The following is a 16,020-nucleotide window of genomic DNA, read 5'->3' on the forward strand; positions in this document are numbered from 1 at the left end:
AGCGTTTTTGCGATCCCGAATAAAGAAATCATGTCTGTTTTTGGAGAATTCTATGAGGCTAGTACGTTATGGGGCTGTCGGCGCGGAAAGGCCGGGTCTGATCGACGCGCAGGGACAATTGCGCGACCTTTCGGCCCATGTCGCAGACATCACGCCCGACTGGCTGGCGCCCGACCGCCTCGCCGCGCTGCAGGCGCTTGATGCACAGACCCTGCCCGTGGTGGATGGCGCATCGCGGCTTGGCACGCCGTTTTCCGGCACGCGCCAGTTCATCGCCATTGGCCTCAACTATTCCGACCATGCCGAAGAAGCCGGAATGGCAGTCCCGGCCGAACCGATCATGTTCACCAAGGGCGTGTCCTGCATTCAGGGGCCCAATGACGATGTGCGCCGCCCGCGCGGATCGGACAAGATGGACTGGGAAGTCGAACTGGGCATCGTCATCGGCACCCGCGCCGCTTATGTCGACAAGGACAAAGCGCTGAACCATGTGGCGGGCTATGTCGTGTGCGACGACCTGTCCGAGCGCGAATATCAGCTTGACCGCCTTGGCTCGTGGGACAAGGGCAAGGGCTGCGACACCTTTGGCCCCGTGGGTCCCTGGCTGGTCACGCGCGACGAGGTCGGCGATGTGCAAAACCTTGGCATGTGGCTGGATGTCAACGGCCAGCGCATGCAAACCGGCAACACCCGCACCATGATCTTCGATTGCGCCACCATCGTCAGCTATGTCAGCCAGTTCATGGTCCTGTTGCCGGGCGACATCATCACCACGGGCACTCCGCCGGGCGTGGGCATGGGCATGAAGCCGCCGGTGTTTCTGAAGGAAGGCGATGTGATCGAACTGGGCATCGAAAAGCTGGGCAGCCAGCGCCACACCGTGCGCGCATGGAATGACGGGATCTGATGGCCATGGACGGACGGCTGCGGGGCAAGACCTGTCTGATTACAGGCGGGGCGCAGGGGATAGGCCGGGCAATCGCAGAGCGTTTTACCGCCGAAGGGGCGCGGGTCATCGCGGCGGATTTGCGCTTTGATGACGCGCCCCACGCCATATGCGGCATTGAACGGCTGCCGCTGGACGTGACGGACGAGGCGGCCGTGGCCGGGGCGGCTGCGGCGCTGGGCGATGTGGGCGTTCTCGTCAATTGCGTGGGGCTGGTGGCGCATGGCACCATTCTGGATGGCGCGATGGATGATTTCGACCGCAGCATGAGCGTCAATGTGCGTGCGATGGCGCTGATGATCCGCGCCTTCCTGCCCGCCATGCTGGCGCGCGGCGACGGCTCGATCATCAATGTCGCCTCGGTGGTTTCCAGCGTCATGGCCGCGCCCAACCGCTTTGCCTATGGCACCAGCAAGGCGGCGGTGATCGGCCTGACCATGTCGGTGGCGCGCGACTTCATCGACCGGGGCATCCGCTGCAACGCGATCAGCCCCGGCACGGTCGAAACGCCGTCCCTGCACCAGCGTTTCGCAGCCACAGGGGATGCGCAGGCTGCGCGTGCCGCCTTCATCGCCCGCCAGCCGATGGGGCGCATGGGGCAGGCAGAGGAGATTGCCGCCACCGCCGTGCTGCTGGCCAGCGACGAAGCGCGTTTCATGACCGGCAGTAATCTGGTGATCGACGGAGGGATGAGCCTGTGACGCAGCCCGTTTCACGGCCACTTGCCATCCTGACCGGGGGCAGCACCGGCATCGGGGAATATCTGGTGGGCGCGCTGGCGCGGTCGGGCTACGCGGTGGCCTTCAGCTATCGCTCCTCGCCCGAGGCCGCGCAGGCCAGTGTTGAGGCGCTAGAGGCCGAGGGGCTGGCCGCTCTGGCCCTGCCATGCGACGTGGGCGTCAAGGCGCAGGCGGAGGCCTTTGTCGAGCAGGCGGTGGCGTGGGCAGGCCAGGCGCCCGCGCTGCTGGTCAACAACGCGGGCATCCAGACATGGGCGCCCTTGCTCGAGCTGGACGAGGAGCGTTGGGACGATGTGATCCGCACCAATCTCAAGGGCTGCTTTCTGCACACACAGATCGTGGGCCGTCTGATGGCAGAGGCCGGCAACGGCGGTTCGATCATCAACATCGGCTCGGGCTGCAACAAACTCGCCTTTCCCAATCTGGTCGATTACACCGCATCCAAGGGCGGGATCGAGCAGTTCACCAAGTCAGCGGCCTCCGAACTGGGCCGTTATGGCATCACGGTGAACTGCGTCGCCCCCGGCGCCATCGCCACCCGGCGCACGTCCGAGGAAGCGCCAGATTATGCCGCGACATGGGCGCCCATCACCCCGCTGCGCCGGGTGGGCACACCTGAGGATCTGCTGGGCGCGGTGCTGTTCTTTGCCGGCGCCGGATCGCGCTTTGTCACCGGCCAGACCCTGGGGGTCGATGGCGGCGTCTTTACCCGCGCCGCGTGGCCCTATGCCCAGTAACGGGGGTCTGCTTCGCGAGTTGGCCGCGATTGTGGGCAAGGCCAATGTGCTCACTCAGGACAGCGCAACCCGGCCCTATGCCACCGGCTATCGCTATGGCGCAGGGCCCGTGCTGGCCGTGGTGCGGCCCGCCAGCCCGCTGGAGCAATTCCGCGTGTTCGCCGCCTGCGTGGCAGCCGATGTGATCGTGATCGCGCAAGCGGCCAACACGGGCCTTACCGGGGGATCAACCCCCGATGGGCTGTATGATCGCCCACTTGTCATCATCAACACCATGCGGATCAAGGGCGTCCACCTGCTGGGCGCTGGCGAGCAGGTGGTGTGCCTTGCCGGGGCAACGCTTTATGAACTGGAGCGCGTGCTCAGCCCCATCGGGCGCGAGCCGCCTTCGGTGATCGGTTCCTCCTGCATCGGCGCATCGGTGATCGGGGGCGTGTGAAACAATTCGGGCGGCGCGCTGATCCGGCGCGGCCCTGCCTATACCGAACTGGCGCTTTATGCCCGCGCCACGGCGGACCGGCGGGTGGAACTGGTCAACCATCTGGGGCTCGATCTGGGTGAAGATGCCGAAACGATGCTGGGCGCGGTAGCCAAGGGGCGGTTTGGCGCGGCGGTGGTTCCGGGTGCGGCCTCCACCCCTGATTATGCCAAGCGGGTGCGGGCGGTCGATGCCCCCTCGCCCTCCCGCTTCAACGCCGATGCCACGCGGCTGTTCGAGGCATCGGGCTGCGCGGGCAAGCTGATGGTGCTGGCCGTGCAGCTGGACACGTTTCCCAAAGACCGGCGCACCGCCACTTTCTATATCGGCACGAATGATCCGGGCGAACTGGATGCGCTGCGGCGGCGGGCGTTGGGCGTTGGGCGAATTGCGGCATTTGCCGGTGTCGGGCGAATATATCCACCGCGAGGCATTCGATGTTGCGGCGCGCTATGGCAAGGATGTGTTCGTCGCCATCGAACGGTTCGGCACCGACCGTCTGCCGCTGTTCTTTGCGTTGAAAAACCGGCTGGACCGGCTGGGGGCTGCGCTGCGTTGGCTGCCGGGCCATTTTTCTGATCGGATGATTCAGGCTGTCAGCCGACTGTTGCCTCAGCATCTGCCGCCGCGCATGTGCGAGTGGCGCGACCATTTCGAACATCACCTGATCCTCAAAGTGGCCGATGAGGGGATCGAGGAGACGCGCGCCCTGCTCGCCTCGCTGTTCCCCAGCGCCGCCGGCGATCTGTTCGAATGCACGCCGCTGGAGGCGCAAAAGGCGTTCCTCTACCGCTTTGCCGTGGCGGGCGCGGCGCGGCGCTATCGGGCGATCCATGGGGCCGAGGTGGGCGAAATCATCGCGCTCGACGTTGCCCTGCGTCGCAATGACCGCGACTGGCGCGAACAATTGCCCCCGACATCGGCGCCTGCATCGACAAGGCGCTTTATTACGGGCATTTCCTCTGCCACGTTTTTGATCAGGATTACGCGCTGAAACCCGGCATCGACCCCATCGCGCTGGAGCATCGCATGTGGCACCTGCTGGATGAACGCGGCGCGCGCTATCCGGCCGAACACAATGTGGGGCATCTCTATGAGGCCGGGCCTGAGCTGGCCGCCCATTATCGGGCGCTGGACCCCGGCAATCGGCTGAACCCCGGCATCGGACACACCAGTCGACAGCGACACTGGGGCGATCAGGAAGGTTGTTGTTAGCGTCCTTGCTCAATCGCCGATCGTGCTGCGGGCGGCGCGTTCCAGCACCCAATCGGAAATGTCGTCAATGGTGGCCTTGCCATTCTCGAACGGCCTGATGATGCCCTTGTTGATCATCGACACCAGACCATAAATCGAAGTCCACAAGGTGATATTGCGCAGTTCGGCTTCCTTTTCGCTGATATCGGGCAGGAATTGCCGGATAACAGCCACCCCTTTGGCATGGCTGATTTCCTGATAGTGATGCAGGGCAGGATCGATCTGAGGGCGGGTCAGCTCGCTCTCATACATCAGCTCGATCAGGTGGGGGTTTTCCAAAGCGAAGCGGACAAAGCGCGACGCCCCCGCCTTGATCATCTCCACCGGCGAAAGCTCGGTTCCCTGAGGCTCGATGACCTGATTGAGCAACCGTTCGAAACCGTCAATCGCCACGGCCAGAAGAATCGCCCGCCTATCGGCGAAATGATGGTAGGAGGCGCCCGGCGATACGCATGCCAACTGTGCCAGCATGCGCATCGAAAGCTCATGGTGTCCGTGCTTCTGCACAAAGTCCCGCCCGGCCTCCAACAGATCCCGTTTAAGGTTTTCACGGTGATAGGGCTTCTTTTCCGCCATGATGTCTTTCCTGCGATAGGCCGGTTCCCTTAGCAGCAATTCGGATCGGGGCCAGTCAGAATTGACCGGCCCCGGATGCGATCCCTGGCAATTGTCAGGGCAGCACGATGGTGGCCAGACGCTCGCCATTCACCGCCAGCGGTTGCAGATGCGGCGGGAAATAGGGCGAGCGCACAAGAGCCGCCACCTTGACATGATGAATGCCCGGCAGCAGCCCGCCCGGCTTGGGCACAAGCACGCTGGCATGTTCGCCCATCGCCCAGCGCACCGTGGTGGCATCGCGCATGGCAGCAAGATCATACACCGCGCCGCCCAGGATCAGACTGGTGACCTCGTGGCTGAAGAACTCACCGTCGAGCGTGACGTCGATACCGTCCAGCAGCGAGAGGCGCATGCCGCGATAATTGGGCAGGCGCAGGCGCACTTCAACGCCGTCACGCGCGCCCTCGGGTCCGTGGTTGCGAAAACCAGTGCTTTGGATCAATTGGAATTCATACATGATCGTCATCCCAAAGGAGGTTTAGGCATGCACAGCCCCGCACGCAGCCTCAAGCCGGCGCAGCAGCACGTGCTGGCGGCGCACCTGATCGATTGCCACCCAAGGCTCGCGCACGCCCTCATATTCGCTCGACAGATAGCCGGTGTAGCCAATGCGCTTGAGCACCGGGATCACCTTTTCCCACGGGATGTTCTCGTCATGGAGGTTGTCGTCGATGTGGTGGAACTTGGCCTGAATAAAGGCGATGTACGGCGCGATGCCCACAAGTTCCTCAGGGTTCACCTTCATGCCGTTGATCAGCTTGGCATGGTCGCTGTCGCCCTCGGGCACCTCGTGTACCCAACTTTTCAGCGGACGATCCTGAAAGATCCCGGTGTCGATCAGAAGCGCGAAGTTCTTCGTGCCGGTGTGCTCGATGAAATCGATATAGCCATGGACGACCGGATGGTTGATCGGCGTTGGCGAATGGATTTCGGGGCAGATCACGATGTCCAGCTTGTGCGCCAGATCCAGCACGCGCTCGACCGCGGGCGCCCAGATCGGATCGGGATCCAGATCGGCGGAGATCACGCCGAATTTGGGGCGCAGGAACTTGAAGCCCAATTGGTGCGCCAGCGTCAGGTCGCGGGTCAGTTCCGCCACACCTTCATCCGCCGAGAGCGACTGGCCAAGGCGCAGCTTGGTGTCCACCCACGAGCACATGTTGGTCGGCTCCAGCCCGGTGCGGTCCAGCAGGCCGAACCAGCGGTCAAGCCACGCCTTGTCCGGCGTGGGATAGCCCGTTACATGGGTTTCGCCCAGGATCTCGATACCCGTCGCGCCCGTGTCGGCAATATGGTCAAAGCCCTCCTCGATCGACATGACGCTGCCGAAATCCTCGGTAAAGCTGTAAAGAGAGACGCCGTACTTGAAGCGATCCTCCACCTGGAACTCTCCTTTTCTTCAATGGTTTGATGTTCAACCCGCCTGGCGCGGGAAAATTTCCGTCGGCAGCCGAACGGCCCAGAGCAAGCACAGCGCCAACAGTGCGAGCATCGCGGCAAGCGCGGCGGCCTCGCCACGCCCGCTTGGGGCAGACTGGAGATAGGCCGAGCCGACCAAGGCGATGCCCAGCGCTCCGCCCATCTGCTGTACGGTTTTGATGATGCCGCTGGCCGATCCTGCCTGTTGCCGCTCCACCCGCGCCACCGAAACCGCCCCCAGAGGCCCCGAAACCAGCCCCATGCCCACACCGGCCAGCAGCAGAACGGGAATGAGCAGCACCGGCCGGACGGCGCCAAGGGCGATCCAGCCCAGAATGCCCATGCAACCGGCGCCCATGATGATGGCACCAACGATCAGCACCAGACGGCCATATTGCGCAAGAAACCGGCGCACCAGAAAGGCCATGGAAAACATGACACCGGCGCTGAAAGGCACGTGCAGCAGGCCGGTCTGCAGGGCGGAAAAGGCCAGTTCGCGTTGCAGCGCATAGGCGAACACGAACAGAAAACCTGTGTTGGCTGCCGAAAAGCTCAATGAGATCAGGACGCCCAGACGAAAAGTATCGTTGGCAAACATGCCCGGCTCGATGACCGTGGCCTGCCGCTTGCGGAGACGGCGGTGCTGATGGATCAGCCCCGCCCCGGCCAAACCCAGCGCGGCCAGCCACCATCCAGCCATCGACATACCGAAACCATGGCGCTTTTCCTGGATCATCGGGAAAAGGAAAGCGAACAGGCCCGCACCAAACAGCGCCGTGCCGACAAGGTCGATCCTGCGATCCGGATGAGGCTCGGCACGCGGCAGCAAAGCGATCCCCGCCAGCACCGCCATCAGGCCAATCGGCACATTCAGCAGAAACACCGCCCGCCATCCCAGCCCGAACAGGTTCAGCGCGATCAAAACCCCGCCCAGCAAAGGCCCGACAATGGCCGAGAGGCCTCCCACCACACCAAACCACGCAATCCGCCCGATGCGCTCCACCGGATCATAGAGCAGCTGGATCATAGTCATCACCTGAGGCGCCATCATCGCGCCGGTCGTGCCCTGCATCGCGCGAGCGGCGATCAGATGGTGCGGCGTTGCGGCAAGGCCGCAGAGCAGCGAGGATGCGGTAAACCCGCCCACGCCCAGCAGGAACATGCGCCGCCCGCCAAACAGATCGCCCAACCGTCCGCCCAGAATCAGCAGCACGGCAAAGCTGAGCGAATAGGCCGCGATCACCCATTGCGACTGAGCAGAACCGGCCTTTAGATCATGTTCGATGGCGGGCAGCACCGTGTTGACGATGGTGAGATCGATGATTTCCAGCGCCAGAGCGGTCAGCAGCGTAAAAAACGCCATCGACTTCTGCCGCGCCGACAATTCCGCCGCCACCTCGCCATGACGATGCGAATGTATCGACAGTGGGGCAGACGCCACTGGGGTCTTCATGATGACAAACCTCAACCTTCGGGCAAATCGCGGGAAGCGTCCTTGCCGGCGCGCCCCGCAGTTCGGGCCAAGCTGCGGATGGAGCAGCGCCCTTTAATCTAACTACCGTTTAGATTAGAGGGCGGACCATGTCAAATGCGCACCAAGGAGACCGAAGTGCGCCACCTCCCTTGTGCTGGTGAGCCGAGCGCCTCCCGATTGTACGATGCGAAGGCAACCCCTCCTTCTTTGATCGTCAGGCCCAGTTTCGCCATTGACAGCGGAGTGGTTTTATCTAAACGTTGTTTAAATAACAGTTCGGGAGGGAAATTATGGCTATCGATCCGGTCTGCATCGGCGTGATCGGCGCAGGCGACATCAGTCCGGTATATCTGGCCGCCATCGCCCGATCATCGATCGTAACGCTGCGCAAGATCGCCACCCGCAACCGCGACAAGGCCCAAGTCATGGCCACGCCCTATGGTGCAACCGGGGCCACCGTGGCCGAATTGCTGGCCGATGACGCGATCGAAATGGTCGTGAATCTGACCCCCGGCAGCGCGCATGAAGAGATCAACCGCGCGGCCATCGAGGCGGGCAAACATGTCTATTCCGAAAAGCCCTTCGCCCTGTCGCGCAAAATGGCTGAGGCGCTGGCCGAGCGGGCCGAGGAACGGGGCGTCCTGATCGGATCGGCGCCAGACACATTCTATGGCAGCGCGCATCAGGCCGCGCGCCGCGCGCTGGACAGCGGCGCCATCGGTCGGCCCGTGTTCGGCACGTCCCTGGTGGGTCTGCCGGGGCTGGAACATTTCCACCCGAACCCCGCCGCCTTCTATCAGCCGGGCGGCGAACCGCCCTTTGACGTCGGCCCCTATTATATCACGATGTGGCTGCATCTGCTGGGGCCGGTACGCCGCGTGTTTGCCACATCCGAAAGCGGACAAGCCCAGCGCACCATCCGGCGCGGGCCGCTGGAGGGAACCTCCTTTGCCGTCGAGGTCGACACCACCTTCAACACCACGCTGGAATTTGAAACTGGCTTCGTTAATCTGACCATGTCGCTCGATGTGTTGGCACCGATCCAGCGGCCGGGCGAACTCTATGGCGCGCAGGGCATCCTGTCGCTGGCCGACCCGAACTTTTTCAGCGGCGAACCATCGCTGCTGCGCCCCGGTGAAGGGCGCAGCCCCCTGCCCGGCCACGATCTGCCCTTTTCCCAACCCAATCGCCTCAACCACGCGGGCCAGCCCGTGGCCGATTACCGCGGCGTTGGTCTGACGGATCTGTCCCTTGCGGTGCGCCATGGCCACCAGCATCGCACCGCGCCCGATTTCATGGTCCACGCGGTCGAGGTGATGGAAGCCATCGCGCAATCGGCCCGGATCGGCCAATCGATCGCCATGCAGACCCAGTGCCGCCGCCCGGCCCCGATCGATCCGGTTGCCGATGCCGATCTGATCGCGCTGACGCCATCACCCTTCGATCTGGTCAATGTCGCGCCGCAGGCCAAGCCGCACCTGACACGGCTGGACGCCGATGCGTCCTGATCACCCCGCTTCTGATCCAACCGGAGATTCCTGATGCGTTATTGCACGCCCTTGCTGAGCAGCCTGTTGCTGACGGCTACGCTCACCCCCGCCTATGCCCAGGGCGGCCCGCCCGACGGTTCCACCCCTGAGCAGAAGGCCGCCATTGCCGATGATCCGGCCTATCAGCCGATGCGCCTGACACTGACCAACCTGCCCCAGGCGGGGAAGGCCGTCGCACTGTTCAATGGCCGCAATCTGGCGGGCTGGGACAGTTGGCTGGGCTATACCGTGCCTGGCACCACCTATGGCACGCCCAGCAGCGAGCCCATCGGCCTCAACCATGATACCTACGGCATTTTCAAGGTCGTGAAGGAAGATGGCGCCCCGGCGATCTATTCCAGCGGCAAGCTGTTCGGCGGTCTGATCACCAAACAGCCCTATCGCAATTACCATCTGCACCTGCAGTTCAAATGGGGCCCCGGCCATTGGATGCCCATGCCGCGCAACAATGGCGTGGTCTATCATTCGCATGGAAATTATGGGGCGTTCTTCGGCACATGGATGTCGGGCGTGGAATTCGAGATCGTGCCCCATTCGGTGGGCATGCTGCTGACGGTGGGCGATGCCAAAGGCACGCACTCCTTCACCACGGTGGATTGGCGCGTGGGGGCCAAGGTGGAGGTGGCGCATGATCCCGCCATCATCTATCCCGGCCGCCGCTATATGCCGGGGGGCAAACTGGTTCCGGTGCAGTTCCCCGCCTATAATGTGGATGCGGGCACCGATGCCGAAAAACCGCTGGGCGAATGGAACACGCTCGACCTCTATGTTTATGGCGATAAGTCGATCCATGTGGTGAACGGGGTGCCGGTGATGGCCGCCGCCGAGCTGACCACCAAGGATGAAAAAACCGGCAAGGTGATTCCGCTGACGGCTGGGCGCATCCAGTTGCAATCGGAGGGCGCGGAAACCTATTTCCGCAACATCTCCCTGCAACCCATCGATCACCTGCCCACGATTGCGCGCAAGCCGTGACCTGAGCGGCCCAGTCGGCAAATAAGAATCGGCGGAGCCCGACAGGTTCCGCCGGTTTTGTATATTCGCGCGGCGCGGGACTTTCCCACGCCGCGCGGATTTTCACCGCCCAGCCTGAAGCGTGACCGGCCCGATCAGACCGGAACGGCGCAAGGCCGCAGTGGGTTTGTAGGTGGGCACAGAGGTCCACGAAACCTTGTCCTTAACCGCAGGATCGGCATCCGCGATCAGGCGGTTGACCCACAGATTCGCAACGCGGATCTCCAGGCGGTTGGCCTTGCCCGGACGGGTGAAGGCGCCAACCTCAACGGTATAGGGCGCCCGCCAGACCGAGCCTGCGGCTTTGCCATTCACCAACACTTCGGCAATCTCCCGCGCCTCGCCCAGGTCGAGGGAAAGCGGCTGACCGGGGTGCCATCCTTTGGGCGGGGCAAAATCCGTGGAATAGGTGGCGATGCCGGAGAAATGGCGGATGCGCGGATCGGCGTTCTGATCGAGCGGCACCAAAGCCGCCATGTCGATCTGCGCGGGCGCGCCGCGTCCCGCTTCAAACCGGACGGTCCATCGGCCGCTTAATGCCGCCATCGCCCCCTTTGTGGCCGCAGCGATGCGCCACTCGGCGTTTTCGGCGGGGCGGCGGAACACCACATGTACGGCATCGCCCGCCTTCAACTCTATCGGGACAATGGTTTGCCCCCCGTCAATCCGATAGGATACCTCCTCAATCGCGCCGGTTTCGGCATGCCACAGTTGCGGCGCCTTGCCCGAAACCGCGAAATAGGCCTCGAAGCGCTCGGTTTGCCCGGTGCGGTTGACCAGAAAATAGCTTTCGCCATCGGCAAGGTGACGGTGGGCAAAGGCTATGTCGGCCTTGTCGACCGCGCCCAAGGCAAGAAAGTCCGGCGCGATGCCAAGATCCGCCATGGCCCGGTCAATGTTGGTCGATGCGATCACCCGCCCCTTGCCGACATGGACCGCCCCACCTGTCCCGCCCGATGCGGGCCACAGTTTGCGCACCAGCGCGTCGTAGTCCGTCCGGTCGTCCATCAGCCCCGGCGAGCTTTCCGGCGCCATCCCGATCACCGTTGCCCCGCCTTCGACCAGTTCGGCAATCCGGCGCAAGGTCGGCAATGTCATCCGGCGCGATGATCCGCCCAGATAAAGGGCACGATAACGCGCGCCGCCGGGCGACACCAAAGAATCCCCTTCATTGACCAGCGCCGAGTTCAACACATCGGCATTGGCGAAATCATAGGCGTAATAGCTCGGCGCATCGGCCACGGGCCGCGTGCCATACAGACCCGAAAGGGGCGCTTCCTCGCCATAGAAATAGACCACATCGGCCCGGTTGAGCCCCTGTTGCAGCATGTAGGCATTGCGGGACAGGTAATCCACCCAGGGTTTGGCCAATTCGGCCCAGCTTTCGTTGCGGTTGAAGAATTGCCCAATCCCCGCCAGTGACAGGCCCGGCTTGCGATCCTCGACCGGCACATGCACCGAGGTATGGACGACCGGCCGGTTGACACCCAGCACGAATTCCTGATCGACGATATGTTTAAGATCGGAGGGTCCGAACGCCCAGGGTGCCATACCGGCCGTCATCGATTCCGCCGCAATGATGTTTTGACCATACAGATGCCCGACCGAAGCCGCCCCGCGAACATCGATCTCATAGGACGGCGCGGGTCCTTGCTTTGCCGGAAAGGCCCACATGGCCGCCATCGGATAATCAGCATAGCGGCGCATGGCCATGTCATCGCCAAAGCTCGACCGATTGCCTTCAATCGCCTCGCCATAGACTTTCAGGCCGTGCCGGTGGGCCACATCGGCAATGGTCCCGTAATGCTCGCTGGCCATCAGGTCGGACAAGGTGCGGCGATAGTCGAACAGAAAGCGCTCACTTTCCTCGCGCGTGCCGATCAGCGTTCCGGCCAGCGTCGGCAACCAAGGCACCGGATCATAGCCGCGCAGGCGTTTGAACTGTTCGATCATGTGCGGCGTCCAGTTGGCCGCGCCGATCTCGATGGAATCGTTGAGCAGCGCCCGCACGCCGTGCGCGCCCATCATGCCCTCGCCTGCCGCATCGCGGTAGTTGGCAAGGTAATGCTCAAGATAGCGGCGGACGGCATCGGCGTCATATTTGTCGACTTCCAATCCCGTGGCCTCTGCCGGAGCGGGATGGTTGGTCTTGCCCACCAGTGAGGAGCCAAAGCGCAAGACTTTCCACGTTCCGGGCGGCGGGGTCCAGTCCAGCATGCCATCCGGCTCCAGCCGGTCGGTCAGATCGAGCGTGCGGTCCGCCGCCGGACCGGTGGCGCCGTCTTTCACCGTAGGAAGCGCGAAATAGTCCGGGGCAATGGAAAAACCCGCCTTGACCTCATAGCGGTCGATCTTTGTGTCCACGCCCAAATCCAGCAAGCCGATGGTGACCGGCGCGGAGATCAGACGGCCCATGCCCTTGCCGAACACGTCGTCCATGGCCAGATCGCCGGCGTGCTCGTCGGGCGCCGGATTGCCGCTGGCGGCGGCATGGGCGGGCTTGATTGTCAGGCGGAAATAGCGCGCATTGACCGGGTTGAAGGTCAAGGTGCTGGGCGTCGCTTCAAGGGGAACGGCGGCAATGTCGGACCACAACTTGCCGTCGGCGCTCGATTGCAGGACCGGCGCCAACAGCGGGCCGATGAGAGGGATAGCTCCGCCCGGAATATGCAGCGTGACAGTGCGGACAGTGACCGGACGGCCAAAATCCAGCCTAAGTTCAGGCGCAGTCTTTGCGATCACCGGCCCAAGCCGGACGTTGGTGACCAACGCTCCCCTTGGATCTTTCGGGGCCACCAGCACCTTGCCATCGCCATCGGTCAGTTGCGGCGCAGGCAATGGCTCAGCCAACTGGACCGGCACGGCCAAGACCTTCACATCGCGGTAGAACGCGGGTCCGGCCTTGGGCGCTTCGCCCGAAATCAGCTCCGTCACTTCAACCTGACTGCCCAGATCCTGAAAAGGCCCGGCAACTGATGGAGGTTGTTTGAGGCGAATGTTCTGGCGCCGACCGCCTTGAACAAGCGTCTCGCTCCAAACCAGTTTCTTGAGCCCATCTTCCGGCGCGACCCATGGCCCCCCGGTTTCGGACCAACCGGGCGAGGAGGCAATGGCCAGTTCCAGTCCCAAACGCTCGGCCTCCGAAGCGGCAAAGCGGAAGGCGTCTTTCCATGGCGGGGTCATATAGATGAGGCGCTGGTCGACAATTTGCTGTGTATCCAGATCGATATCGAAATTCTGGACACCGCCGATGCCCATGCGCTTCATCCATGCAAGGTCGGCTGCGATGCCTTCCTTGGTGATATTGCCGTTCATCCAATGCCACCATACCCGAGGGCGTGCCGAAGCGGGCGGAGTTCGAAACTCTTCCTCCATGCGATCAACATCGTGGGCAGCCGGTTGTGGCGGGGCCGCGCGCCCAGGGCCGCCCGCCACGAACATCGAAAGCGCCGCAACGCCGCAAAGGAGGCGATACGTGGAGGATCTGGACAGTTGGGCCACGGATTTCTCCCAAGGACATGAAGATACAGAAAAATGGGCCCGCCGCAGGAATTTCGGCAGGCCCCGGTTGAAGAATGGGAAGGAGCTTAGAAGGTGTAGTTCATACGCGCGCCAAACGTCCGGGGCGCCTGAAACTGATAGGCGTTGACGAAAGGCGTGGGCGTGAAGTTGCGCTGGGCACTGGCAAACACGGTCTTGTCGGTGAAATTGCGGATGAAGACGGCGATCTGCAACTTGCTGTTCTCGGGCCGATAGGTCAGGCTGAGATTCCCGGTAGCATAGCTCTTTTGCGCGGTATCCACATCGTTGAACACATCGAAATAATAGGTCGAACTGTATTTGCCGTCGATGCGGGGAGTGAGCGACCCCGATTTGCCCATATCGAAGCGGTATTCCAGCGAGGCCGAAACCGCCAGCCCCGGCGCGTTGGGCAGGCGATGGCCGACCACATTGCGCGAGATGCCGTTGCCGTTGGCCGGATCGGTGGTCAGGATCGCTTGAGTACCCGCACCGAATTCGGTGTGTAGGTACGTGCCGTTCAGTTCAAAACGAAGATCGCCCGCATTGAACACCGCCTGCGCCTCGGCGCCATAGATCGTGGCATTGCCCACGTTGAACACGCCGCTGCCGCTGGAAACCGCCGGGGTGGCCTGCGATGCCTGATACCCGCGATAGGTCTGATAGAACACATCCCCGTTGAGCAGCAATTGCCCATCCAGCAGTCGGTTCTTGGTGCCCAGTTCCCAAGAGGTGATATTTTCGGCGCCATAGGGCACCGGCGGCGCGGAGCCGTTGGAATTGAAGCCGCCCGATTTGTAGCCGGTCGAGAATTTGGCATAGACCATGTTGCGGTTGGTCGGGGTCCAGTCGACGCCCAGCAGCCACGTCGGCTTGGACTGGGCAATGTTGCCCGCGTCCGTGGCGGGATGGATCGGCGGCGTGCCCGAGCAACCGATGACGCCATACAGGAACGGCGGAATGCCCGCGATATCGCAGCGCAGCTGGGAATCGCCGGTCCGCTGTTTCTTGTCCCAAGTGTAGCGTGCGCCGGCGGTCAGGCGGATCGTTTCGGCCGGTTTGAAGCCGAACTGGCCAAAGACGGCGTCCGATTGCGTTTTCGTCAGATAGTTGAAATGGACCAGATACTGACCGGCATAGGCGCCCGACAGATTCTGGAAACCGGCCGAAAGCGGGCTGGTTTCGTCAAAGTGGAAATAGCCCACCTGCGCCGACACCATGCGGTCCTGCGGCGTGGCGAGGCGAACCTCATGGTTCCATGTAGCGGGCTGCTCGTTCTGAATGAAAGTGGCAGGCGACGAGGCCGACCCCGAACCGTCCAGCTTGTGCGCCCACTTCTGCTTATCATAGCCGCCCGCATAGGACAAAGTGGCGTCCAGCGGCAGGCCGTGCAGCGCAAATTCCCAGCGAATGCGATCACCCGTCAAACGGTTGCTGGTAGGCGCATAGCTGGCGAAGCGCTTGGGATCGTAATTGGTCGGCACCGTGGCGATGGTCGTATTGAAGGCCACATCACCCACATTGTCGATATCGTCATGCTGATACTGGATCAGGCCTTCAAAATTCTCGAAGGGTTGAAAGGCCAGCGTGGCGCGGCCAGAAAGTGTTGCATCATCGTCGCCGCGACCGCCGATCGAGAGCAATTCGCGATAGCCGGCATGGCGATGCGAAATACCCGCAACCCGCAATTGTACCTTGTCGGACAAAGGCAGGTCGACCGCCGCGTCAACATTCATCTGGCGGTAATTGCCAGCCTCGATGGTGACGAAACCACCAAGTTGTCTGCCAGGGCGCGCGGTGATCAGGCTGACCAGACCGCCGGTGGAATTACGGCCAAACAGCGTACCTTGCGGTCCTTTCAGGACTTCGACCCGCTGAAGGTCGTACATTGATGTGTTGATGCTGAAAGAGCGGTTGGTGAAAAACCCGTCGCGGGCAATCGGCACCGAGGGATCACCAATTTCGGTGACGTCGGTCGAGGCAATGCCGCGCACCGCGATATAGCCCGCGCCATTGCGCGCGGTGAAATTGACGCTGGGGTCAATCCGCGACAGATTGGCAACGCTGGTGACGCCCGCAGCCGTCAGTTCCGTGCCCCGGTAAACGGTGAGCGCGACCGGTGTCTTTTGCGCGCTGGATTCCACGCGGTTGGCGGTCACGACAATGTCGGGCACGCCGTTGTCATCGCCCTTGACCGGCTTGCCCGGCGCGGTCTGCGCCAGCGCAGGCGAGCAAACAGCAAGCGCCGTTGATGCCATTATGATATTGAAA

General features: G+C 62.7%; 12 protein-coding genes and 1 pseudogene. 7 read left to right on the forward strand and 6 right to left on the reverse strand.

All coding sequences use genetic code 11. From position 1 onward, the window contains the following. The first annotated feature begins 52 nt into the window (after positions 1 to 52). The 5 genes and pseudogenes from FHT19_RS18085 to dld all read left to right on the forward strand — a co-directional run bounded on the left by FHT19_RS18085 (position 53) and on the right by dld (position 4,116). Entirely contained in the window at positions 53 to 907 is an 855-nt protein-coding gene (locus tag FHT19_RS18085) for a fumarylacetoacetate hydrolase family protein (protein ID WP_168558100.1), read from the forward strand. Between the two features lie 5 nt (positions 908 to 912). After that, on the forward strand, positions 913 to 1,647 hold the full coding sequence (locus FHT19_RS18090) for an SDR family oxidoreductase (RefSeq protein ID WP_169476228.1): 735 nt from the start codon (positions 913 to 915) through the stop codon (positions 1,645 to 1,647). Further along, complete coding sequence (locus FHT19_RS18095; RefSeq protein WP_169476229.1) at positions 1,644 to 2,423, forward strand: SDR family oxidoreductase; 780 nt, start codon at positions 1,644 to 1,646, stop codon at positions 2,421 to 2,423. The genes FHT19_RS18090 and FHT19_RS18095 overlap by 4 nt, the downstream gene beginning before the upstream one ends. Positions 2,424 to 2,442: 19 nt before the next feature. Continuing rightward, positions 2,443 to 2,862 carry an FAD-binding protein gene (locus tag FHT19_RS24665; RefSeq protein ID WP_282436403.1) on the forward strand — a complete coding sequence of 140 codons (420 nt, stop codon included), beginning with the start codon at positions 2,443 to 2,445 and terminating at the stop codon, positions 2,860 to 2,862. Between the two features lie 391 nt (positions 2,863 to 3,253). Continuing rightward, a pseudogene (gene dld / locus FHT19_RS24670) lies at positions 3,254 to 4,116 on the forward strand (D-lactate dehydrogenase). A 9-nt stretch (positions 4,117 to 4,125) separates the two neighbouring features. Here the strand turns inward: dld and FHT19_RS18105 are convergent. The 4 genes from FHT19_RS18105 to FHT19_RS18120 form a co-directional block, all read right to left on the reverse strand. After that, on the reverse strand, positions 4,126 to 4,731 hold the full coding sequence (locus tag FHT19_RS18105; RefSeq protein WP_168558098.1) for a TetR/AcrR family transcriptional regulator: 606 nt from the start codon (positions 4,729 to 4,731) through the stop codon (positions 4,126 to 4,128). A 94-nt stretch (positions 4,732 to 4,825) separates the two neighbouring features. Then, positions 4,826 to 5,239 carry a DUF6379 domain-containing protein gene (locus tag FHT19_RS18110; protein WP_248290545.1) on the reverse strand — a complete coding sequence of 138 codons (414 nt, stop codon included), beginning with the start codon at positions 5,237 to 5,239 and terminating at the stop codon, positions 4,826 to 4,828. 12 nt (positions 5,240 to 5,251) lie between these two features. Then, complete coding sequence (locus tag FHT19_RS18115; protein ID WP_248290546.1) at positions 5,252 to 6,154, reverse strand: TIM barrel protein; 903 nt, start codon at positions 6,152 to 6,154, stop codon at positions 5,252 to 5,254. Between the two features lie 33 nt (positions 6,155 to 6,187). Then, positions 6,188 to 7,555 carry an MFS transporter gene (locus FHT19_RS18120; RefSeq protein ID WP_248290547.1) on the reverse strand — a complete coding sequence of 456 codons (1,368 nt, stop codon included), beginning with the start codon at positions 7,553 to 7,555 and terminating at the stop codon, positions 6,188 to 6,190. Between the two features lie 401 nt (positions 7,556 to 7,956). Between FHT19_RS18120 and FHT19_RS18125 the strand changes: the two genes are divergently transcribed. Both FHT19_RS18125 and FHT19_RS18130 read left to right on the forward strand, forming a co-directional pair. After that, entirely contained in the window at positions 7,957 to 9,174 is a 1,218-nt protein-coding gene (locus FHT19_RS18125) for a Gfo/Idh/MocA family oxidoreductase (protein WP_169476231.1), read from the forward strand. Positions 9,175 to 9,207: 33 nt separating this feature from the next. Beyond that, complete coding sequence (locus tag FHT19_RS18130; protein ID WP_168558094.1) at positions 9,208 to 10,191, forward strand: DUF1080 domain-containing protein; 984 nt, start codon at positions 9,208 to 9,210, stop codon at positions 10,189 to 10,191. Between the two features lie 102 nt (positions 10,192 to 10,293). Here the strand turns inward: FHT19_RS18130 and FHT19_RS18135 are convergent, their stop codons facing one another. Together FHT19_RS18135 and FHT19_RS18140 are read right to left on the reverse strand one after the other, a co-directional pair. Beyond that, complete coding sequence (locus tag FHT19_RS18135) at positions 10,294 to 13,671, reverse strand: glycosyl hydrolase (protein WP_348982490.1); 3,378 nt, start codon at positions 13,669 to 13,671, stop codon at positions 10,294 to 10,296. Positions 13,672 to 13,817: 146 nt separating this feature from the next. Next, positions 13,818 to 16,007, reverse strand: a complete 2,190-nt coding sequence (locus FHT19_RS18140) for a TonB-dependent receptor (protein WP_169476233.1) — start codon at positions 16,005 to 16,007, stop codon at positions 13,818 to 13,820. Positions 16,008 to 16,020 lie beyond the last annotated feature (13 nt).

It is taken from the genome of Novosphingobium sp. SG919, assembly GCF_012932495.1.
Lineage (GTDB): Bacteria > Pseudomonadota > Alphaproteobacteria > Sphingomonadales > Sphingomonadaceae > Novosphingobium > Novosphingobium rhizosphaerae.